Here is a 23005-nt window from a genome sequence, read left to right as displayed (position 1 = left end):
GAGCCGGATGAGGTGAAAGTCTCAAGTCCGGTTCTGAAGACGAGTAGTTCTGGTGACGGAATTGCTTAGTTTAACAATCCCGATCGCTGTTATAAAATTGATTCATAAAGACTTGTTTTTGCTGGCGATAAACCCCGGAAAAATTGCCCGATTCTGGTCTCGAGGGGATTTATCGCCCTAGGCAATACCTAAGCAAAGGAAGGCATCAGAACCTTATCGATCGCATGGATCGTGCCATTGTCCGTTATTCGGTCTGCGCTGAGCACTTTGGCGTCGTTGACTTTCGTTTCATCGGAGGTATCGATCCCCACGATAGATCCTTCAAGGGTTTTAGCGCTGTCTAATTCGCTGAGATTATCGCTCCGCACGTCCCCATTGAGCAGGTGATAGGTGAGGATTTTTTTCAGTTTGGGCAGGTCTTCCATCCAAGTGGCGATGGTGTTGGAGGGAAGCTGGGTGAATGCCTCATCGGTGGGAGCAAACACGGTGTAGGGGCCAGAACTCTTCAGGGTATCCACCAGACCGGCTGCTTCGATTAAGGTCATCAGGGTTTTGAATTGTCCGATTTGGGAAGCAGTTTCTACGATATCAGCCATCTGTTTTCTATCCTTTCAATCTCTATTTAATTTAGGGATAGCATTACCTAGGGGGATGGCGCATCTTTCAAGGGGAATAGCTTTTGAGAGAATCACTGGCTGACGGTGATGCCGCGATCGCGCAGTTGCCCGACAAAAAATTCTTCTAAGGAGGCTCGCGTCAAGTGAATCGAAATCAATTTCGCCCCCATCAATTGCAAGCTGGCGAGGAAATCTTGGGGCGACCCTTTTAAATGACCGTGCCAGCGTTGTTCTTCAAAGTCTAAATCAGGCAACCATTGTTTCAGCACTTCGGTGTTACCGCCAGTGCCTTCCACATAGTAAACGTCAGAGGTGCCTAACAATTCGGGCAAAGCTCCCATGCAAATCAATTCCCCTCGGGCGAGGATAGCGACGCGATCGCAGATTTTCTCCACATCGGCCAAAATATGACTGTTAAAAAAAATCGTCTTGCCTTGCTCCTTAAGCGATAAAATAATCTCGCGCATTTGATAGCGTCCTAACGGATCGAGTCCCGACATTGGTTCGTCCAAAAACACCAAATCCGGGTCATTAATTAGTGCCTGCGCCATGCCGATGCGCTGTAACATCCCCTTGGAATACTGTTTCAGTGGCTTATTGCGAGCCGCTGACTTGGCAATCCCGACTAAATCGAGCAACTCGCTGATGCGGTGTCGTTGTTCCCTGCCGTTAATTTGAAATAAACTGGCGCTAAACTGCAAAAACTCCCAACCTGTCAGATAATCGTAAAAGTAAGGGTTTTCTGGGAGATATCCGAGACGTTCGCGCACGGCGCGATCGCCCAAGGGACGCCCCAACACCACCCCGCGCCCACGGCTAGAACGCAAAATACCCAGCAAAATCTTGAGCAGGGTCGTTTTTCCGGCCCCATTTGGCCCGAGTAACCCGAAGGTTTCTCCCTCGTACACCGTCAAGGAGCAATTTTTGAGGGTTTCTACTTTTTGATTCATCCAGAACCCCCGCAGATAAACCTTCTTTAACTCGAAGGTCTCGATCGCCGGGACTTGCTCTTTCGTCGGTTCGACAGGCCAATCAACCACTGAATCCATACCCGTTGAGCACTCTTACAGCAAAACGTCTCTTGTGCATTGTTTCCCGATGCAAGTGGAATTTTACATCAGTGGACAAGCGCGCCGTTCGAGCAGCGCTCAAAAATTTATTCTACCCCAGCAAGGTCAACCCAATGCGCCGATCGCTCGGTGCAATGTCACAATACCCTACAACTGCAGTTTTGAGGAATTACAATGGATCGTTCTAAAGTGGTCGCAATTATTACCGGTGCCATTTCCATTTTTCTGGCGATCGCCTATTTGCTGCTGGTTCAGTTGCTCGACTTCCGAGGGGAAATGGTTCCCGCACCGGTAGACCCCGCCGCCTTGGTCGAGTCGGTTACTGTCGCGCTTTTTCCTTGCCTATGAACGCCACCAAAGTTGCTACACTTACTGCGACGTTTGCTCTCAGTTTAGCTGCTGCCGCGCGCGGGGCAAATCCCGAGGAAGTGCGGCAACTGCTCGAAACTCAGCGCTGCCCGAGATGCGATCTGCGCGGTGCGGATCTCGAAGGAGTCAACTTGCGCGGTGCCGATCTGACCGGTGCCAACTTGCAAGGCGCTTCCCTGCGAAACGCCGACTTGCGCTATGCCAATCTTCGAGGAGCCAACTTAACCCGGGCCACTCTGATTGCGGCGGATTTGTTGGCAGTTAATCTCACCGATGCCAATTTGCGCTTAGCCGATGTCCGAGGCGCAAATCTGAAAGATGCAGTCTTGACAAATGCCAACACTTGTGGATGGCAACGGCAAGATGCGAATTTGATGGGGGCGAATTTGCAAGATGCGGGATGCTTCACCAACCCCGCCTCTCAACCCACGGAAACCCCTACTCCCACTCCCACGTTCGATCGCGCCGCCGCAGAGGCATTGATTCGCCGATGGTTGGAGGCAAAAAAACAAATGTTTGCCCCTCCCTACAATCGCGCCTTGCTCCGCAATCTGACTACCGGGATTTTATACGCCGATTCCCTCAATGCTATAAATTGGTTGCAAAACAATAATGCATTTTATGAATATGGAGTGCAGCGCATCGAGTCGGTGAATCGATTTGAAATCGCTACAGATAAAGCAACTGTGGAGGCACAAGTCACGGAGGATTACACCCTTTACGAAAATGGCCAAATCAATCGCGAAAAAAGCGATTTTTCCACGAATTTAATTCGCTACAATTTAGAACGGGTCAATGGCGAATGGAAAATCGCCGATTATCAAGCACTCGATTAATCAATCCTTAGCCTAAGTCCGATAGCCGATCGCCATGTCCCCACCCTCGGAGTTTCCCCCTCCCCGGTTTAACCCCAACACTACGCCACCGAAAAAGCGGGGGGAAATCCACCGCATAGAAATTCAAATGAACAACCCGCAAGCGTGGTACGATCGCGCGGGTTCTCTTTACCAATTACAGCGCTATGAAGAAGCGATCGCCAGCTATGATAAGGCGATCGCAATTCAACCGGATTATCCGGATGCCTGGAACAATCGCGGCATGGCGCTGAAAATGTTACAGCGCTATGATGAAGCGGTGGCGAGTTTCGATCGCGCGGTGGCTATCGAACCGAATTACCATTGCGCCTGGAACAATCGGGGCAACTGTCTGTCCTCAATGGGACGTTATGAAGCGGCAATTGTCAGCTACGATCGCGCCCTCGCCCTCCATCCGGACGGTTACGAACTGTGGCACAATAAAGGGGAAACTCTGGCATTTTTGCACCGCTACGAAGCGGCGATCGCTTGTTATCGGCGGGCGTTGGAAATTCAACCCCAATCTCGCGAAACTCGAGCACTGCTCGATATCGCCCTCGCCCAGTTGACGCCGCCGCCCCCCGCCCCAGTGGTGATGGAGTCGTCGGTGGCGCAAAATGCTCGACTCCAGTCATGCGACGCTATGGTGGCGCGTTATCCCCAGGATGCCCAAGCATGGGCAGATCGGGGTCACGCTCTGTTCGAGTTGGGGGCTTTTCACGAGGCGATCGCCAGCTACGATCGCGCGATCGCCTTGCAACCGACGGATGCCACCGTCTGGAAATATCGCGCCCGATCGTTGAAGCGGTTACATCGCTATGAAGCGGCGATCGACAGCTATGAAACAGCGCTGGAATTGCAACCCCAACCCCCACAGCGCCACAGAACCGAGGCGCTTTCCCCACCACCACCCCCTACCCCCGGGCAACACCGCCCCAGTCCCCGCATCCGCTCATTCCTCTACCGGGTTTGGCAGCTTTTGCGCCGTATCGGGCAGGGGTTCCACCGATGGTTTCGCAGATAATCTCCTGGCATTGTCGGGGGTTTGCAAACCGAATAATCGCAACAGCGATGATGCCATTCGCCGCCCTTCCTTGCCCTTCCCCGCCCCCCTCGCCCCTGCACAATCTACACTCAATACACAACGATTTCGCCAACCCTGAGTTCCCCGAGGGGTGAGAACCTATTGACTCCTGGCCATAGAGTTGCATTAAACTGAGGCTGCCACCCACCCCAGTATTTCTGCGGCAGTGAAGGATTTTTACCAATTTCCTAGCCGCCGAGAGAAAGCTACTTGCTCCCAGAGGTGGATGTCAGGAGTGCTATTATAAAGCGTAAACTCCAGCGAAATCGGGTAGCATCTAATCGCGTTCCGTTTCGGCGATCGCCGAAGCAAGAAAGCAGGTATCGGCCTATCATGGCTCAGGCTTTGCATCCCCGCTGAAAACTGTTTACTATCTAGCAACTGATGACCTCGATTGAGATGATAAATTTAGTCTCTCCGACTCTCGATCTATTTGTCTATCACCTTCGCGAAGGTTTGGGTATAGAGACCAGAGACAATTTAGAAAACTACCAATATGTACTGGAAAAATTGCCCCAGCAACTTCCTGGTTCCCTGAGTTCCACACCGGTGACTGAGGATAGGGAATATGCCCAATTTTTAGATGTCAAAAACCACGAAACAGGACAGTTTAAATTTGCGGGAGAATTTGAAGACGAAAAAATCGGAGGTTCTTACAATCGCTTTGCCTTAGACGATACCTATGGATTGCTATGCCAACTCTCAGTGGATGGAAAATTTGATATTAAAGATTTGGCAAGCTGTCTGGAAAAACTTTTAATATTAGCTCCCGATGATTTTTTATTGCCCGGAAAAATAGGCCAAACTTGGATGCTCTCGGGATGGTTGGAAAGTGGCGGCAGAAATGAAGTCCATCATCTAGCAGAAAGCGCTTATAAAAGTTTAATCGACCGAGGCTGGCAGTATCAAGAAAAGGGACAATTTTTAGGGGCAACGGTTCTGGAGTTTTGGAGAGCCTCCCCGCAACGGTGGGAAAAAATTGAGCCGGATAGTCATTTGGTGATGATTCTCTATCCGAATCAGAAGGCAATGACCCAAGCGGCTGAGTTTTACGAGTATTGGAAGCTTTTATTTTGCTACCGAAATAAAATTATCTGGGCTTACACTCAAAGCCGCGAGATGAAAGAGAAAACCCTGGTCGAGTTCGATAGCATGGGGCCTTCTATTGAAAATATTTATAATTTAGAGTGGTCGCAACTCCAGTCAACTTTACAAAAAAATGCGATAACTTTGTCAGATTTTGTCAAAACAATTAATGCATTAGAAGTCTATCAGCATACTCTGGATATAAATTTGCTGCATTATGAAAAATACGTGATGCTAATTGAAAAAAAAGCAGGCAGCTTTTTCCAAGTTAGCAATGATTTTAAATTCCTGCAAGAGTTTAGCGATATTGTTAAGGCGAAATATCAAAAACAACTGGAAAAAGATTATGCTAATTTGCGTCCTTGCTTGGAAGTACAAGAAAATTTAATTGCCACGATCGCCGGCATGGTGAGTATTTCCCACGCGCAAGAAGCACGCCAGTTCCAACAATTTGCCACGGTAGCGGGGGTCGGCTTCGGAACCGCTGTAGTGGTGGCTTGTAGTTCTTCGAGTTGGATGGCACAGGTGAATCATGCGGCGGCGATCGAACCTTCACCCTGGACCGGTCCGGAATCCCTGACGCCGATCGCCATCGTCTTGAGTGCAAGCGCCCTTGCTGGCATCCTCGGCGGGTTCTTCGCCTGGCTTTTCTTCATCAAACCCAACCGCTAAACCATTGAGCAAATATCTCAAATCGAGAACCACGCCAAACTTCTCAATTCTGACTTTCTCGGGGTGATTTACCACTCATCATTCTGCTGACGGCGACTATCCCACTCCCAATCATCATATTCCTCATACTCCTGTTCCATTATCTCCGCAAGCTCTCTGCTTTCTGAAGCTTGTTCCGCTTCGGCGTAGCGCGTCAGCGGGGGTAAATCGTAGTCGTCATACTCATACTCTCCTTCTTCTCCATACGCTTCCTCGTCTTCCAGGGTCAAATTCATTTTCAACGGTTCCACTACGCGGTCGATCGCATCTTTCACAAATGCTTTGACAAATTCTTCTTTTTTGGTAAGCTGAAACTGTCGCTGTACTACTTCGGTCATGCCGCCATCCCCCCAATCGCGATCGTGGCGGAAATATTCGATAAAGCTCTTGCCGGCAATGCGGGTTAAATACGCAGCGGTGACGCCTTGAATCGCTTTACCTACCACAAAGGTTCCTAAGTTTAATTGCAAAGCGGCGGTAATCAGTTTCACCGCCCCTTCTACGATTCCCAAACTGGCTAAGGTTTTGCCGAGAGAAAGCGCCAATTCTCTGCCCCGTTCGAGATTAATATCGCACCCATAGATTTTACCAATTTCTACTACCATTTGGGCGTTGACGGCGGCGGTGGCAAGTACGTCAATCACGGGTAAGGGGGTGCAGGCAATTACACCAGCACCGATCCACTGAAACCGTTCGACGACTTTATCCGCTTGTCGTCTTTGTTGGGTATCGATTAAGCGCCGCGCTTCTTCGCCGAGAAGTTGGGATTGCAGCAGGATATTGTCGGCGACTAAATCTTCTCCTTCGGCGCGTAAAATGGCAGCCATGCGGCGAATTAAGGGCATGATATCTGGGTCGGCTTGAAATACGGCCCCGCTTTCGAGGCGGATTTCGCTGGGATTGGCGGCGATCGCCACTACATCCATTGGCGAGATGAAGTTTTCTACGCGATCGCGCAGGTGGGCTAAAATGATTTCTCGTTCTTCTTCGGGATAACGGTCGCTTTTGTTTAAAACCACGATGGAGCGCTTGCCAATTTCGGCTAGCATTTGCAGGGGTTCGTATTCCGATCGCGTCAGGTCGTTATCCACCACGAATAACAGTAAATCCGCTTCGGTGGATAGGGTCCGCGCTAAGCGTTCTCGTTCGGTTCCGGCTACTCCCGCTTCTAAAATTCCCGGGGTATCGGTAATTAAAATTTCGCGATCGAGTCCTTTGAGTTTCAGGCGATAGGTTTGACCCACATCGGTGGTTCCCATCGGCGCATCCACCCGCCCCACCATGCGCCCGAGTAACGCATTCACTAGGGAGGTTTTCCCCGCCGAACCGGTCCCGAATACCACCACTTGCAGATTCCGGCGCGATAAGTTCTGTTCGAGTTCGCGCGATCGCTGCAGCAGTTCTTGTCGCGCTACTTCGTCTTGGATGTTATCCACTTGTTGGCGAACCGCTTTTAAGTTGGCTCCCGCCGCATCGGCTTTGTGGGCGGGGACTTTTAGCTTGCGTCTGCGCCGCCCTCGCCCGGTTTTGGGGTTCTGGAACAGCCGCAGGTAGTAGATAAATGCCCCAATTAACACGATCAGCAGGGCGATGACGAGCAACAGCAGCAGGTTCGCCAGCAGGGGTGCGGAAAAACTAATCTGCATGTAAAGCCGGGAGATGGCACTCACCAGCCACAGCATCATCCCTAAGATGAAGACGATACCCACAAATAAGGTTAAAAGGCGCGATAAAGGCATGACAAGTATTCTCAGCGATCGGACTATTTCGATCTTAATCTCGCCCCTGCTTGGAGAAGCCGGGGAAATGGATTGAAAATTAAAAGTTAGAAATTAACAACATTTATTTAGTAAATTATCAATCTGTGATTTGCAATTTTTGGGAAGAATTGACCAGATCGGTGCCCAAATCCATCCCCCCGTTAATTCTATTAATTCTAAATTCTCAATTGTTAATTCTCAATTGTTAATTCTCAATTTTTCCTCACGGGGTGTGGAAAAGCTGAAAACTGGGTGGGTTGATTGAATTTTTGCACGACTTTTTGCTATGCTGCATCGTAAGCTAAAAAGGCTCGCCTTTGGCACTACAGGATTTTCCGGGGGTAAACGGAATGAAAAACTCAAAAGACTATCATTATAGTAGCACATTGGGGAAAGAAAAACTCCAGAATTGGATAATGGGATTTGGGGGGCGCTGCAATATTCGGCAAAAGATTAGTCTGGGGTATTTGTTGAGTTTGGGAGTGGCGCTGGTGGGAACTACAATTGCAGTGGCGATCGGGAGTTACTATCAGGAGCAAGCGTTGCAGCGATTTGCACTAGCGAGCGATCGCCAAGCGTTATTGACGAGCTTGCGAATTGCCACTTTAGAAGTGCCGTTTTATCGACAAGAACTTAATGATGTTAGTCAGATGTCCCCCGCCGAATTTCAGGCAGAAAAGAATCAGTGGCTTGAGAGTGTAGCGAGTGTGAGAGGGCAATTATGGGAACTGAAGGAATACCCGGAAAAGATTGTCGGTCTCGAACCGCTGTTGCAGGAGTATAAAGGCGTGGTAGAAGCCTACACCCGAGAGCTAGATTTGTTGCTCGAAGAAATTGCCCCATTAACGTTAGAACCGGAAGAAATTACTAACGCGAAACAAGTGCTTTTAGGGTTTAGCGATCGCCCTGCGGTGGAGAGATTCAATCGGTTTTCGCAGCAGTTACAAACCCTGATGGCATCGGCGCAGGAAGAACAGCAGCAAGCGAAACTGGCGTTATGGCAAGCGGGAAAGATTCGGCGATGGTTTATAGGCGTCACCATGCTGGTATCGGTAGGGAGTGCAATTCTCTTAGCGCTCTATATCAGTTGGGCGATCGCGCGACCCATTCAAGCGGTAACTGCGGTTTCCCAGCAAGTGGCGAAAGAATCTAATTTCAACTTAAAAGCACCGATTCAAACCCAAGATGAAATTGGGGTTTTGGCCAGCTCATTTAACGAATTAATTGCCCAGGTCAATCACCTTATTTCAGAATTAGAAAACGAAAAAGAAAGCCAGTTAATTCAAAGTGAAAAAATGGCCAGTTTGGGGCGGATGTTGGCTGGCGTTGCCCATGAAATTAATAATCCGATTAATTTTATTTACGGCAATCTCCCACCGGCGGAAGAATACCTCGAGGATATTTTCGATTTGCTCGATACCTATGAAACCGAGATTCCCGAACCCCCGCCGGCAGTGAAAGAACGGGCGGAAGAAATTGAAATTGAGTTTATCAAGGAAGACTTGTTTAAAATATTGCAGTCGATGAAAGTTGGGGCACAACGGGCGCGGGCGATCGCCTTGAGCTTGAAAAATTTCTCGCGCCTGGATGAAAACATTCCCCAACCGGTGGACTTGCACGAATGTATTGACAGTAGTTTGTTGATTTTGCACAACCGAATTAAAAAGAGCATCCAGGTGATTCGCAATTACGGCAATCTGCCCCCGATTGAGGCATATATGGGATTGCTCTATCAGGTCTTTATGAATTTGCTCAGTAATGCGGTGGATGCCTTAGACGAGCAAACCCTGATTCAAGGTGTAAAGGGAAAAGAAATTACCATTTCGACGGAACAAATCGATGAGCGGTGGGTTAACGTGAGAATTGCGGATAATGGGCCGGGGATTTCTCCGGAAAACCAAGAGAAAATTTTCGCCCAATTTTTTACCACGAAACCGCGTGGGGTGGGAACCGGATTGGGGTTAGCAATTAGTCGGCAAATTGTGGAAGACAAACATGGAGGAAAAATTATTGTTTGCTCTGAGGTGGGAATGGGAACCGAGTTTTCCATTACCCTACCCATTAAAGCGGCAGTTTCTCTGTAGGGTGGGCAATGCCCATTTTATGCCATTTTTCGATTCTAATACCAATGCCGGAAAAACGAGAAGCAGGTCACGCAAAATCCTTTCCCGGATGAATCAAAACCCAAGCGCAGTGGAGGATTTAAGGTTGGGTTGGAAGGGGGCGATCGCTCCTTTCTTGCTTACAGCGTTCCAGATAAATTTGCGCCACTTTATCCCCCGGATTCTCGTTCAAACAGCGTTGAAATAAACCCTGTGCTTCCCTAAAACTATTCAGATGAAATAATAAAATTGCCTTTTCAAACTCCGACTTGGTGGTTAACTTGCCTTCGCGAAGTTCCGGCGGATCGGCATCGAATATCTCATACACCGTCACTTGTTCCGATTTGCCCTTTACCTGGACGCGATCGATGAGGCGAATGTCGTATTTTCCCGGATTTTGTAGGTGCAAAAACGTTTGCTGGGTAATTAACAATTCCACCCCATAGTATTTCGTGAGCGTTTCGATGCGCGAGGCTAAATTTACCGCATCGCTAATCACGGTACCATCGAGACGGTTGATTCCGCCCACAGTTCCGAGCATCAAAGACCCGGTATTAATGCCGATGCCGATTTTGATTTTGGGGCGTCCCGGTCTGCCTCGGGTGGTATTATAGTCGCTCAAGTATTTTAGCATAGAAATACCTGCTTGTACCGCATCATCTGCGCCGCCGCCAAATAGCGCCATAATCGCATCGCCAATATATTTATCGATAAACCCATTATTTTCGATAATCGCCGGTTCCATGCGAGAAAGATAGGCATTGATAAATTTAAAATTCTCCTCCGGACTCATTGCTTCCGATAAGGTGGTAAAATTGCGAATGTCGCAAAACAAAACCGACATTTCTTTTTCCACCGCATCGCCGAGTTTGACTTCAGCAATGCTTTCGTAACCGAGGAAGGATAAAAATTGATTGGGGACGAAGCGTTCGGCGGCTTCAATTAATCGAATTTCGGCATCGAGAGAGCGTTCTAAGTCTTCGTTGAGTTCCGAGAGTTTTTGGATGAAGGCTTGCCGTTCTTGTTCGGCTTTTTTACGATCGCTGATATCTTGAAAGGCGACGATCGCAAAAGATATATTGCCCTCCTCATCATAAATTGGCGTTCCCCAAGCTTCGATGGGAATATCTCGATCGCCGTTGTAAATTTCAATATCGTCGGCAGTAGTAGATTCCCCCCTTAACGCCCGCTGGATGAGCAATTCCGACGCTCCAGAGTCGCGATCGCCCTTGGTAAAAGAACTGCGACATGCCAGGTCGATGTCACTCACCGAGGCATTGCGGGGCAAATGAGGCGCGAGAATCTGCTTGGCTTTTTCATTGAAAAAATAGGCATTTCCCCCAGTATCCACCACGGTGATACCTACGGGAACTGCTTCTAAAAATTGGGTGAGTCGCCGATCGCGATCGCGCAGCAATTTGCGGCTATTATAATCCGAGACAATAATCGCCGAAGCAAACAGCGCCACCAGGGGGCGAACCACCGGAATCCACCAACTGTTTAAAAATGCCAGATAACCGATGGCGATCGCACCCGCCCCTGCTAACAACACGATCGCCACAGTTTTGCCAAATCTTCTCTGTTTTTGAGACAAGCGACTGGCGCGCAACCCCCAAGCTAACAGCGCCCCCCCGGCGGACCAGGCAAAAATCCAAATCCACTCCAGGGGTTCGGACCAGACTTGCAAAAAAGCACGCCCTTCTAAAGCACCACCGACCATTTGACTGATTAAATTAGCATGAATCACCACCCCAGCCATCCGTCGTTGATTTTTAAACCAACTGCCCTCCTCGCGGAAAGCCCCGGAAATATCCGGGGTGAAGAAAAAATCATTTAAACTCGGCGCAGTTGCCCCAATTAACACAATGCGATCGCGCATTAAATCCGGCGGAATGTTATTTTCCAGTACCTCCGTCATCGAAATCGTGGGAAAATTGTCCTGGGTTCCGCGAAAATTCAACAACATCTGATACCCACCGGCATTGACCCCCGCATAACCGCCATCGTTTTTTCTAAACGGCTTAAATAACGCTGTGCCCAAGCGCAAGTGCATCCGTTCGGGATCTGCGACTTCTAGCTGAATGCCTTTGCTTTCTAGATACATCAAGCTCAACCGCGCCCCGAGACTTAACTGAGTTTCTCCCGCTTGGTTTTTATGAGATAATAAAGCTCGCCGTACTTTGCCATCGGCATCTAAAACTAAATCCGAAATTCCCACGCGATCGTTGCGCTCTAGACTGGGAGGGGGCGCTACGGTATGGCCAATAATTTTCTCGACGCCGATTAAATTCTCGGTGGATTCAAACAGTTCTACTAATTTCTCATGCCCCGGTTCGACACTTAAATCGCGATACACATCTAAGCCAATTGCCAGGGGTTGTTGTTGTTTAATGTTATTCAGTAATTGCGCCAGGGTTCCATCGGACATGGGCCACTGTCCCACATTCGTGATGTCCGATTCATCTATGGTGACGATGGCGATGCGGGTGTCGGCGGGTTGTGGGGGACGCAGGCGAAAAAAGCGATCGAGCATCCCGAGTTCGGGATCCTGGAACCATCCAGCCGCACTGGTGGCAATGACGAAACCCGCCACTGTCGGTGCTGTTACCAATACCGCACGCCATTGCCATAGCTTCGATTTTAATACCATCTAGGCGCTTTAGGGAAATCACGGGCTATGTTTGGGCACACTGCTCGTTTTTGGTGCGATCGCTTAAATCGTACCCTAAAAAACAATAGCGCCCCCTATTCCCATTCTAGGGTGCGCTACCAGGCAGACGCGAGGGATTTGTCCCTGGCGGTGGAAAATGGATTAGCTCCCTATTCTAACTCCCCTAATGGCCGATCGCGCTTGGGGGCGCTATGGATTGAATCAGGGGTTGGTTGGCGATCGCTTCGAGTCCGTTTTCGCTTAGGAAGTTGTCCCAGGCGGCGGTATATCGATCCGGTTGCGATCGGCGCAATTCGGCAAGGGTGCTGAGGGTATCGTACCAGATTCCTTCCTTGCCATATTGGCTCGCTGCTTCTAACGAAACTTCTGGTGGGAGTTGACCCATCGCTGTGGCGCTTGCTTCGGTTCTGGTAATCCACCCCTCTACCCGAGGACTATCTGCTCTCGGTGGGTTTTCGCAGGCTAACACAAACGACCACTGATAGGTTTTCCCGGTTTCCAGGGGGGATGCTTCTGGGGGGAGGGTGAGGCTGATAATTCCTCCCTGGTTGGGAATCTCAACCTGGGTTTGATAGTAATAATCCTCGGTTTTGTCTTTGACGATAAAATATCCCTGGGCCGCTGAGGTAGGGGGAATGTAGGCGAATACCGTGGGGCGATCGGATAGGGTTAATCCTTGCTTGGTTTCTGGCAAGATTGGCGTCACCGATGGTCCTTCCATCATCCCATCTTGGGGACAGAATCCGCCACTGCGAGATGCTCCCCCGGCGGAATCTTCCAGGGTTTGGTTATCCGGTGGCTCGAAGGTAATGCTAGCCACGGTTTTCTCGGATAGTGGATTGGGGGCGGAAACTTGCGCTTGGGTGGGTAAGCCAGCCATTAGGGCGAATTTTACTGACAGGGCGATGGAAAAAATTGCCACTGAAACCGACGAGTTTGTTGATGCCATTGTTCAACTCCTTGCTGCTTGCGAATTGCTTGAATTAATCGGATTGATTTATCGGCGATTAAAGAGGATTTTATCTCTGCGACATTTAACACCCTGCTGACCTCTTTTACTACTATATCAAATTTTATAACTCTAGGTAATTTTAAGGGGACGATTTTGAACCCGTTCTACGGCTTGAGCTTTACCGTTCCTTTACATTTTGGCGCAAAACTCCCTTTTATCCTCCTCGGATGTTGTTCTGCGAACCCCCAAGCAAAACGCGCTTAACTTCAGTCATTACACCTTTTTGCCCCCTGATTTTTTGCGCTATTCGTGCAACTATTTACCCGGCAATTGTAAAAGTTTTGCAAAGTTTTCCCTTCCCAGGCGAACCTAGACCCTGTTTTGCAGCCCCACAGAGTTGAAAGTAGTTTCAACTTATAATTTCTTTACATTCTGTGGCACCTTGGCGTAGCCCTTTCCCGGAAATTCACCTATTATTTTCCGACCGCAACCACATTTAGTTTGCATACTTTTAGGGGATTAGCTGCCCACAATACGGGGTTTAAATTGAAATTTAACATGCAATTTAAACGCATAGTCACTCCGACTCTACAACCAATTTCCCACCAAAACAAAGGGTGCCCAATAAAACGGATGGGAGTATTTATCCTCATTTAACAAGGCTAACTGCCCTTGACGAAGGGCCTGTGCTTTGGTCATGGGGGGAGAGGTGTCCGTTGCGCCCGGGCCTGCGTCGCGGAGTAGGTTGCGGTAAAACTCGGTTACTAGGGTTGCGGTGGAGGCATCGTTCACGGACCACAGGGTTGCTAGGGTCGATCGCGCCCCCGATCGCACGGCTACCCCTGCTAATCCCAATCCGGCTTGCTTGTCTCCTGTCGCTGTCTGACAGGCACTCAGGACCAATAATGCGATCGGGGTGGAAAATCCATCTTGCCGGGTTTGTAGCAATGCCTCAAATTCGGTGACTTGAATTTTATCATCCCAGGTGAGAATAAATGTCTGTTCGGAATTCGAGCTAAACTGACCGTGAGTCGCTAAATGAATGACGGGGAAGTCTACTCGGTCTATCTGACTGGCTAGATTCGATTCGGTAAAATCCCCGTTCAACAAAACTTGCGCTTCACTTACTTGAGTGGCGATTTGCTGCAATTCTAATTCTACTGCGGGTAATGGGTCGAATCCTTGACGGGCATCGGTGAGTCCCCCGCTCAAAACTTGGATTTGCTCTCGTTGCAAGGGTTGCGGCGCGAGCAATTGCAATCCAGGGGTGAGGGCGAGACTGTATTTTTCGATTAAGTAGCTTTCTCCATCATACAGGGCGGCTACGGGTAAATTCCGCAGGACGCCATCGAGTACGAAAACCAGGGTTTGAATCTCCCGATTCGCTAAACTGGCTTGCGCGGGTCGAATTAACCAGTCATACAGTTGTTGCGACAGTTGCAAGCGCCGCTTGTTGGAAAATGCAGGGCTGAGGAATTGTTGCAGTTGCGCTAAGGTTGTTTCGACTTGGCGTTGAGTGATGGGGGTTTCGTAGTGACGCAGGTTGTCGCCGGGGATGGAGAGGATGACGGCTAATCGGTCTGGCAAAATGACGGAATAGAATACGGCGGCGGTGGGGTCTATTTCGTCAATTTGCTGCGGTTGGGCGTCCAAACAAGCGTCTTTGAAGAAGTTGTCTAGTTCTGCTAGTTGCAGGGATTCGAGGGTTTGGCGGGCTTGTGTGAGATACTGTTGTTTTAGCTGGACGGAAGCGCCCTGGGTGCTGTCGAGGAGCAATGCTACAAGCTGACGATAAACGGGTTCGACGGTTTCGCGAAAGGAGAATTGCACCTCTGGTTCGATGGCTACTAGGTCGCTGCGAAGCGATTGTAGGGTGCGTACTGCTTGGGTATATGGGGCGATCGCACCTGTTTTGTCTCCTTTTTTTACCCTCACTCTTCCTAGTTGCCATTGCCACTGATAGGCAATATCTGATGCTTGTATCCCCTGGGCTAAGTTTAATGCGGCTTCGGTGTGTTTTTGTGCGGCGCTTTGTTGTCCGATTTTTTCATATAAGCGACCTAGGTTCCCTAGGGCATAGGATTGCGATCGCCTATCGTCCAATTTTCGCGCTGCTTCTACTCCTCGTTCTAATATCGAAATAATCGTTTCGGTATCGCCGATAATTTCCTGCTGTGATGTCTCCTGGAGCAATTCTTCTGAGGTCAAACAAGCGGGATTTTTCTGTTGCAAACATATTGCAGCGCGGGCTAAATTCACCTGGGCGTAAACTGTGGGGCGACTGGGGGGCAAAATGCTCAAGGGTTCGGGAATTTGCGCGGCTAAGCTTTCTGCTGACTCCCATTGCCCTATTTCTAGCAAGATATGCAGTTGGTTTAATTGTGCTTGTAATTGCAACATGGGGTCGCGGGTTTGTGAGGCGGCGGCTACGGCTTGTCGATAAAGGTTTAAGGCGGATTCTGGTTGTTTTTTGGCTTGTAATGTATTGCCTAAACTTAATAGGATGGCGCTGATTTGTTGTGGCGATCGCCCCCGATTTGCTGCCTCGAGAGCTTGCTGCAAAATTCTCTCGGAGTCTTCTAATGCTCCGACTTGTCGCCGCAAATTTCCCAGGGTCAGCAACCTGGCAGCTTTTAATGAGGTGTCGGGTTGTTTGTCTAGGGTTTGTTCGATTTCGAGTAGGGTTTTGGTGGCTTTGGCGTGTAGTCCTAAAACTTGCATGGCGCGGGCTTGATTGATTTGACTGAGTAGGGTTCCCCATTCGTCTGGCACGTTACGATACATTTGGGTTGCTTGTTGCCAAAGGTCTAGGGCGTTTTCGGTGTGTCCGAGGAAGAATTGCAGCCGACCGGCGGTGTTTAATTGTTGGGCGCGGATGATTTGGCTTTGCGGTTGTTCTGGGGGATAAGTTGCGATCGCGTTTTGACTGGCTGCGATCGCGGCACTGGCTTTTTCATACTCTCCCAACCGCTGATAAGCTAAGGATAGAAAGTTCAATGCCTGCGCTTCTCCCAGGGGATTGTTTTGGGTAGAAAACTCTGCCGCCGCCCGTTCCCACACCCGAACTGCTGCAGCAAATCGTCCGGCGTCGTATTCTTTTTTCCCAGCAGTTAATGTGGTTTGGGGTTGATTTTCGGCGATCGCATTTGCCGGGGGTGGGTCGGCGGGAAAGGCGCGATGAGCGACCCATGCAGCATGAAGGGTCATGCTGAGGGTAAAGCTTAAGAAGGCGGCGACAATCCATCGGAAATCTCTCGGTTTTGGCATTATATTTTTCGGCTATATCTTGACATGAAAAGAAAAATATGGTAAGAGAAGATAAACAATCGGGTTTGCAGGCAGCATGCAGGTAGTCGTCTGCGATGGCAGACTTAGGTTGCGCCGCCGCAACTGTTAGTCGCCCGGTTCTTTATATAATTTCCCACAACCCGGGAGGCTCATCCAATCGCTGTGGGGGGTAACGCTGGTGGGTTGTGCTACCAAAACCACTTTTCCTTGTGCGTTTATCGCCCACCCTTGGGCTTCCACCAACCGCTGGCCACTGGGGGAAACGGAGGCAAGGGCGGGGGATGGGGAGGGGGGTTGTGAGGTTTGCGCGGGGCTGGTGGGAACAATTCGCAAGTCTTCTAATACTACGGAAGCATCCAGGGCTTCGTTGGGAGAGGTAGGCAACCCGCCGCGACCGGTAATGGTGAATTCGCTGCCTTGACCCACTACGCAGAAGTTTTGGGCGATTAGTTTGGACACATCCACCGGAGCGCTTTCTAGTTCTACGATTCCCAAGCTGCTGTCTGTTTCTGGGGTATTGATTTCTACGGTACCGCTAAACTGGGGGCCGAGTTGGGAGGTGGCGGTGATGTCGCTCGCGGGGGTGGGTGCGCTTCGGAATTCGGTGCCGAAGATGCCTTCGGCGGTGATGCTGACGCGACCTCCGCGACCTTCTAGGGCGTTGGCGGTGATGTCGCTATTGTTTAATGCGGTTAAGGTTTCGGTGTCGATGGTGATGTTTCCGCCGTTGGTGTTTCCGGCGTTGGTGGTGATGCTGCTGCGATCGCTTAACCGAATATCCGGCGATCGCACCTGAATGTTGCCCCCGGCCCCGGATACGGTGGCTGCGTTTAAACTCCCTTCGCGCTCTAAGCGAACTGACCCGGCTACAATTTCCAGGGTTCCGGCGTTTCCCGCTCCGAGACTTCTCACATCCAGGCTGGCACCGTCTCGCACGCGCAATTCGGGGGTGGTTATTCTCACGTCTCCTCCTGCGCCGATGGCTTGCACCTGCGGTAAGTCGGCGCGCCCGGAGGAGGCTACAACGGTGGTGGGCAATCCGGTTATGGGGGAGGTGCCAAACACTTCTACCGACTCGGAGGCATTCACTGTCAGGGTTCCCCCCGCACCTTCACCGAGGCTCGCACTGGAGGGAATTGCGCCATCGCCGATACTCAGGGTGCCGGTAATTAGGGTCAAGTCTCCGGCGGGACTGTCGGTGAAGGTGGTGGTTCCCGGACCGCTGGTGGTAAAACCATCGGCGGATACTCCTAGGATTTCTATGGATTCGCTGGCTTCGATGAGGATGTTTCCTCCGGGTCCGCCGAGGGGAATTACGTCGGTACCGACTATCCCGCCACTGTTGGCGACGATTAATGCTCCTTGGCGATTGATTAAGCGTTTGGTTTCGATGCGGATGTCTCCCCCTATGCCGATGCCGAATAGGGTATTGTTTAAGATGCCTGTGGGTAGCAGGGTTCCGGGTAGGGTTCGGGACACTTCTACGGATTCTGAGGCTCGAATCAGGATGTCGCCTCCTGCGCCATTGCCCAAGGTGGCGGTGGAAAAGACGCTGCCATCTCGGATGGTAAGCTGGCTGGTCTGTATGGTTAAGTTTCCTGCGGATCCGGTGCTTCCAAGGGCGGTGTTGGTAAATGCTCCTGCGCCGATCGCTTCGATGGCATGACTGGCAAAGAGGTTGATTTCGCCGCTGGGTGCGCTGCCAAATGTGGGGTTGAAGGCGATCGCGCCGTTATACATGCCGATGCGATCGCTTTGGATGGTTATGTTCCCCCCGGGGGCGAGTCCGGCGGTTCCGGCGAATAGTCCGCTAATGCGATCGCTCGGTTGCAGTTGTCCGCTCAATCCACCGCCTAAAAATTGGTTGAGAGATTCAAGGCCAATTCCGATTAAGTTTACTCCGTCGATTGCCCGCACGCTCAGATTTCCCCCCGCACCTTCTCCAAAGGCGGTGGTGGATAAAAATGCTGTGCCTTGTAGTAAGAATTGCCGGGTTTCTACGGTTAGGTCTCCTCCCGCACCGGTTCCCATTGTGTCGCTGGCGATGATGGTAAAGTTTTCTGGGTTGGTACCGCTGATTTCTACGAATTCCTTGGCCTGTAGGCGTAAGGTGCCTCCGGGTTGCGCTCCTCGGGCGATCGCTAATACTTGGGAACCGTCGCGCACCTGTATCTGTCGCCCTTGCAATTCTACGGATCCGCCACCTTGGCCACTGGTACTCACGACACTTTGCTGCAAGAGTTGAATGTCTCGAAAGTCTCCTACGCTTTCGTATCCTGCTGCTATTCCGTTTTCTGTGACCCGGAGGCTGACTTTGGCTTTGTCCCCTACGCTGCCAATGTGGATGCGTCCGGAGGGGGCTTGCATTTGCCCGCCTTCGAGGGTTACGTGGCCGCCAATTAGGGCAAGGGTTTGTCCGGGTGTCACTTGCATCCGGGCGATCGCACCGCTGCTGTCTGTGGCGCGCGATCGGTTGATAATCGCTCCGGGATTTTCTCCAAATTGCAGCCCTACGGGTGTGCTGATGGTTAATAATGGGGGGGCTTCTGGGTCTATTCCCCCAAATGTGGTGCCGTCGGCTAATTCTATGGCTTCGGCGCTGGTGGCTACGAATGACCCGCCGATGTTGAGTTGGGCGTTGGGTCCGAATACTATTCCATTCGGGTTGAGTAGGAATAGGTTGGCGCTTCCGTTGGTTTGGATTAGTCCGTCAATCTGGGAGATTTTTCCTCCGGTTACTCGGGTCACAATGTTTTGTATGTTTGGCTGGTTCTCGAACTGTGCTACTCGATTGGTGGGGAGGGAAAATTCTTTGAAGCTGTGGAATAGGTTCCCTCCGCGTTGGGTTCCGCCGGTGATGATGCGGCTGTTCCCTTGGGGGGTGACTTCGGAGTTGCTCGGTAGGCTGCGATCGGGGATGATTTGCCCCTGGGCTACTGCATGGAAGGCGAATGGCACTCCGAGTCCACTCAGAACGAGGAGTGTTTTTATTCCAATGGTGAGCGATCGGTGAAACCCCTGTTCCCCAAATATCCGCCCACTGCAATGATTGTTTTTTCTGCATGAATTACCCATCTTTTTTTCTCCCTGCGCCACTGTTTCCAAGACACCCTGAGTAAGGGAAAATTCTGTCGCCCGTCGTCTGCGTCAGCACTGCTTCCCTCTACTGCACTATTTTAAAATAACTTGGAGTGTAGTGGTGGTTTTGCTCCCTTCTGTGCCCACTCCTCATCGAGGAGATAAAAATTTCCCCTCCTCAAACTTTTCTCCGGAAGCCTTTCGTGCGCTTCTTCTCTCCTCATAGATGTCCCGATTTGCTTTACTCTAGAAGTAGGGTGGGGTGTCGGGTTTTCTCGCGATACCTGTTGCCCGATTCACTGCAAATGTTTTTATTATGGTGGAGTAAAATACTATGGGCCTTTTTGACCAAATTGCTGGTGCGCTGAATAATCCCTCTCAGCAAGCGAGTTCCAATCAACTGGGTACGATTCTCAGTACCGTACAGCAACTCAGCAGCACCTACAATACCGATCCTGCAACTACCCAAACTATGCTCTCGACGGTGGGCACTTTCGTGCGATCGGCTCTGCAGGAAAAACGGGACGCCGGCGGCAGCGATATGGTACAATCCATTGTCAGCCAGTTTAGCGGCACTTCGGCTAATTCTTCCGCGATCGCTGCTTTATTCTCCGCCCCGCAAATTTCTCAACTCATCGAAACCCTCTGCGCCCGCACTGGCTTAAACGCACAGCAAATCCAATCTATGCTTCCCCTGCTTATCCCCGTAGTGCTGAATTTACTGCAAAGTGGCGCAAGCGCAGACGACCCCCAACGCGGCGGCAATCCCGTCCTCAATAGCTTTTTAGATGCCGATAATGATGGCGATGTGGATATCGCTGACGCTATTAGCTTTGCCGGCAATTTCTTCAACCAATCCCGTTAAATTCTTCACTCTCCTTTTCTCCGGACAAGATACTTCTGTTCCCTTCTCTTGTTCGGAGATTTTTATATCATGCAACTCAAAAAAAAAAGTTAAAATTTTTGGCCGCTTTTTTTTCTTCCCGGCCTTGCATTTTCTCAGAATTTGCGATACCATATATTCATAATGGGAATAGTGGCAAAATTTTTAATTTTGCCACTATTCCCATTATAATCTAGATTAGCAAACAATTTTTCCCTTGTCAAGGACAAATCCTTTTTTTTAGGAAAAATTTTCTTCCCCGCCACCCCCCGGAAGCGATCGGCCAACAGGGGGGAAGGGGGAGAGATGAAACGGGAGAAAAAGCGAGGCCAGAGGTAGGTCTCGCCACCGGATTGGACTTAAGTTTCATCGCGATCGTGACTGCGCGCTGGCGGGGAAGTCGCCTCAACGGCTTTAAAAGGCTCCAGAATTTTATAGGTGTGGTTGGCCCCATTGGGAACCACCCAAGAATCGCCAGGTTCGAGCAATACCATTTGACTGTTGATGTAAAGCTCAGCGCGACCGGCGATCGCGTAACCCACGGTTTCGTAATCCCGGCTTACTTCCGGTTTAGACTCGCCCGGTTCTTCTTCCCAAAGCCGCATAGAAAGAGACTTGCCCGCCGCAAGATATTTCTGGCCCATCTCGCCGTGGGGGGAGTGAGCAGAGTCTACTTTTTTAATGGTTGTATCAGCCATATGAATTTCCTGGGTAACTGCTAAAATAAAGAAATGTTTTCGGGATGAAATTTTTGTCATTAGCCCGCTCGTTAGGAATTACTTTAAAAGGAGAAATCCCCAGTGTCGTCTATCTAGAGAGGGACATTCCCCAGGAAGAATCAGTGGGATGGGGGAACAGGTGAGCCAGGGTCCGTGGCGAGTGCGGGATATGAGCCGAGGCAAAAAAATACCCGTTTCCGAATGGCGATTTTCGGATAAAATAGAAATCTTGCCAGTGGATTCGGTGGGAGTCAAATCCCACCGAATAACCGTTCAAAGAGCAGGTGGAGGACGAGACGTCGCGCCGACAGAGAAAGGACGGGAAAACCCGGTTATGTTCTATTCGATCGCCAATGACAGAAATTATTATTGTTGAAGAAAGTGCCACCCGACTCGATCGCTACCTCGCCGATCGCGTCCCGGATTTATCGCGATCGCGCATCCAGCAGCTCATAGCACAAAATTGCGTCAAAGTCAACCAAGAAATTTGCACCTCAAAAAAAGCCACAGTTCGCCACGGCGATCGCATCGCCATCGAAATTCCCCCCGCACAACCGTTAGAGCTGCGGCCCACCGAGATGCCCTTGGATATTCTGTATGAAGACGACAGTTTGATTATTCTCAACAAATCGGCGGGAGTGGTGGTACATCCAGCACCGGGCCATGAAGAGGATACCCTAGTCAACGCACTGTTAGCACATTGTGATAATTTATCGGGAATTGGCGGCGTGCAGCGTCCCGGAATCGTCCACCGACTGGATAAAGACACCACAGGAGCGATCGCGATCGCCAAAACCGATCGCGCCCACCAACACCTGCAAGGGCAAATCAAAGCCAAAACCGCAAAACGGGAATATCTCGGCATCCTCTACGGTGCGCCCAAAGCCGAAAGCGGTACCATCGACCGACCCATCGGACGCCACAAACGCGATCGCAAAAAAATGGCGATCGTCCCGGTAGAAAAAGGCGGAAGGCCCGCCGTCACCCACTGGCAGGTGCAAGAACGACTGGGAAATTATACAGTAATGCACTTTCGCCTAGAAACCGGACGCACCCATCAAATTCGCGTCCACTGTGCTGACATGGGACATCCGATTGTCGGCGATCCCCTATACGCCAGCGGGCGATCGGTGGGCGTCAACCTCCCCGGACAAGCCCTGCACGCATGGCGTCTCACTTTGGAACATCCCGAAACCGGAGAAACCCTCGAAGCGATCGCCCCCCTTCCCGACAGCCTCACCAAGCTGTTAAACGTACTCAGACGGCGATCGTTTTAACTGGGCGGGCGACATCGCGGCTACAATGGGGATCAACGCCCATGACTCGTGCCCCCCAGGGGGAACGCTGCATTCCCAGGCCCCGCCTCCCCGTAGAGACGCTTCGGAATCGCGTCTCCAACCTGCAAACTAATTTGCACCCGTTTCAAGGAGTTCTGGGGAGCGATCGCCCCACCGAGACAGTCAATCTCGGTAATTTGAATACCTCCCCCTACCCGAGAACTACGATCTACAATTATTCCAGAGACAACACCAACCGTCAAAAGAGAAGAACCAGACAAAAACACTGATTTGACGCGCAACTTATCCCCAGAGGGAGGACTGACTCAAATGCTCGTGCAAGCCGAACAAAAAAAACTTTACACCCCGGAAGACTATCTCGAGTTTGAGGTAAACTCGCAAGAACGGCGTCAGGGACTCCGTAGAAACCAACCCCATGTCTAAAGCCAGGGGCTTGTACTTCTAACCACCTGACCAGCCTAAA

At 50.6% G+C, this 23005-nt stretch carries 16 protein-coding genes; 8 read left to right on the top strand and 8 right to left on the bottom strand.

Features of this window, described 5'->3' with window-relative positions; genetic code table 11:
• Window positions 1-188 precede the first annotated feature (188 nt).
• Together LKK83_RS22715 and LKK83_RS22710 are read right to left on the bottom strand one after the other, a co-directional pair.
• Complete coding sequence (locus tag LKK83_RS22715; protein WP_324633662.1) at window positions 189-596, bottom strand: fasciclin domain-containing protein; 408 nt, start codon at window positions 594-596, stop codon at window positions 189-191.
• Between the two features lie 92 nt (window positions 597-688).
• The gene (locus tag LKK83_RS22710; RefSeq protein WP_324633661.1) at window positions 689-1666 is read right to left on the bottom strand and encodes an ABC transporter ATP-binding protein; all 978 of its coding nucleotides are present in this window, start codon (window positions 1664-1666) and stop codon (window positions 689-691) included.
• A 195-nt stretch (window positions 1667-1861) separates the two neighbouring features.
• On the opposite strand from LKK83_RS22710, the gene LKK83_RS22705 reads away from it, so the two are divergent.
• The 4 genes from LKK83_RS22705 to LKK83_RS22690 all read left to right on the top strand — a co-directional run bounded on the left by LKK83_RS22705 (window position 1862) and on the right by LKK83_RS22690 (window position 5752).
• Complete coding sequence (locus LKK83_RS22705) at window positions 1862-2035, top strand: hypothetical protein (protein ID WP_324633660.1); 174 nt, start codon at window positions 1862-1864, stop codon at window positions 2033-2035.
• The gene (locus tag LKK83_RS22700) at window positions 2032-2892 is read left to right on the top strand and encodes an IMS domain-containing protein (RefSeq protein ID WP_324633659.1); all 861 of its coding nucleotides are present in this window, start codon (window positions 2032-2034) and stop codon (window positions 2890-2892) included. Before LKK83_RS22705 ends, LKK83_RS22700 begins: the two co-directional genes overlap by 4 nt.
• A gap of 34 nt (window positions 2893-2926) precedes the next feature.
• Complete coding sequence (locus LKK83_RS22695) at window positions 2927-3934, top strand: tetratricopeptide repeat protein (protein WP_324633658.1); 1008 nt, start codon at window positions 2927-2929, stop codon at window positions 3932-3934.
• Between the two features lie 444 nt (window positions 3935-4378).
• A complete protein-coding gene (locus LKK83_RS22690) occupies window positions 4379-5752 on the top strand; it encodes a hypothetical protein (RefSeq protein WP_324633657.1) in 1374 nt (457 codons plus the stop codon).
• 68 nt (window positions 5753-5820) lie between these two features.
• On the opposite strand, the gene LKK83_RS22685 is transcribed toward LKK83_RS22690, so the two are convergent.
• Window positions 5821-7530, bottom strand: coding sequence for a YcjF family protein (locus tag LKK83_RS22685; RefSeq protein ID WP_324633656.1), 1710 nt, complete (start codon window positions 7528-7530; stop codon window positions 5821-5823).
• Window positions 7531-7901: 371 nt separating this feature from the next.
• Here LKK83_RS22685 and LKK83_RS22680 point away from each other — a divergent pair, with 371 nt between their 5' ends.
• The gene (locus LKK83_RS22680; protein WP_324633655.1) at window positions 7902-9635 is read left to right on the top strand and encodes a HAMP domain-containing sensor histidine kinase; all 1734 of its coding nucleotides are present in this window, start codon (window positions 7902-7904) and stop codon (window positions 9633-9635) included.
• Between the two features lie 118 nt (window positions 9636-9753).
• Here LKK83_RS22680 and LKK83_RS22675 read toward each other — a convergent pair whose 3' ends face one another.
• From LKK83_RS22675 to LKK83_RS22660, 4 genes are all read right to left on the bottom strand, one after another.
• On the bottom strand, window positions 9754-12303 hold the full coding sequence (locus LKK83_RS22675) for a CHASE2 domain-containing protein (RefSeq protein ID WP_324633654.1): 2550 nt from the start codon (window positions 12301-12303) through the stop codon (window positions 9754-9756).
• A 184-nt stretch (window positions 12304-12487) separates the two neighbouring features.
• The gene (locus LKK83_RS22670) at window positions 12488-13273 is read right to left on the bottom strand and encodes a DUF928 domain-containing protein (protein ID WP_324633653.1); all 786 of its coding nucleotides are present in this window, start codon (window positions 13271-13273) and stop codon (window positions 12488-12490) included.
• Window positions 13274-13864: 591 nt separating this feature from the next.
• Entirely contained in the window at window positions 13865-16543 is a 2679-nt protein-coding gene (locus tag LKK83_RS22665; protein WP_324633652.1) for a CHAT domain-containing protein, read from the bottom strand.
• Between the two features lie 126 nt (window positions 16544-16669).
• Window positions 16670-19522: an S-layer family protein gene (locus tag LKK83_RS22660; RefSeq protein WP_324633651.1), complete on the bottom strand. Its 2853-nt coding sequence runs from the start codon at window positions 19520-19522 to the stop codon at window positions 16670-16672.
• A 454-nt stretch (window positions 19523-19976) separates the two neighbouring features.
• On the opposite strand from LKK83_RS22660, the gene LKK83_RS22655 reads away from it, so the two are divergent.
• The gene (locus LKK83_RS22655; RefSeq protein WP_324633650.1) at window positions 19977-20507 is read left to right on the top strand and encodes a YidB family protein; all 531 of its coding nucleotides are present in this window, start codon (window positions 19977-19979) and stop codon (window positions 20505-20507) included.
• Window positions 20508-20884: 377 nt separating this feature from the next.
• On the opposite strand, the gene LKK83_RS22650 is transcribed toward LKK83_RS22655, so the two are convergent.
• Window positions 20885-21223, bottom strand: a complete 339-nt coding sequence (locus tag LKK83_RS22650) for a cupin domain-containing protein (RefSeq protein WP_324633649.1) — start codon at window positions 21221-21223, stop codon at window positions 20885-20887.
• Window positions 21224-21597: 374 nt separating this feature from the next.
• On the opposite strand from LKK83_RS22650, the gene LKK83_RS22645 reads away from it, so the two are divergent.
• Entirely contained in the window at window positions 21598-22521 is a 924-nt protein-coding gene (locus tag LKK83_RS22645; RefSeq protein WP_324633648.1) for an RluA family pseudouridine synthase, read from the top strand.
• A gap of 291 nt (window positions 22522-22812) precedes the next feature.
• Window positions 22813-22965: a hypothetical protein gene (locus LKK83_RS22640; protein WP_324633646.1), complete on the top strand. Its 153-nt coding sequence runs from the start codon at window positions 22813-22815 to the stop codon at window positions 22963-22965.
• Window positions 22966-23005: the final 40 nt, after the last annotated feature.

The sequence above is a fragment of the Phormidium sp. CCY1219 genome, assembly GCF_035615515.1.
In the GTDB taxonomy this organism is placed as follows: Bacteria; Cyanobacteriota; Cyanobacteriia; order Cyanobacteriales; family Laspinemataceae; genus CCY1219.
Note: the sequence above shows the minus strand (reverse complement) of the source record. Positions and strands in the feature narration are given on the sequence as shown.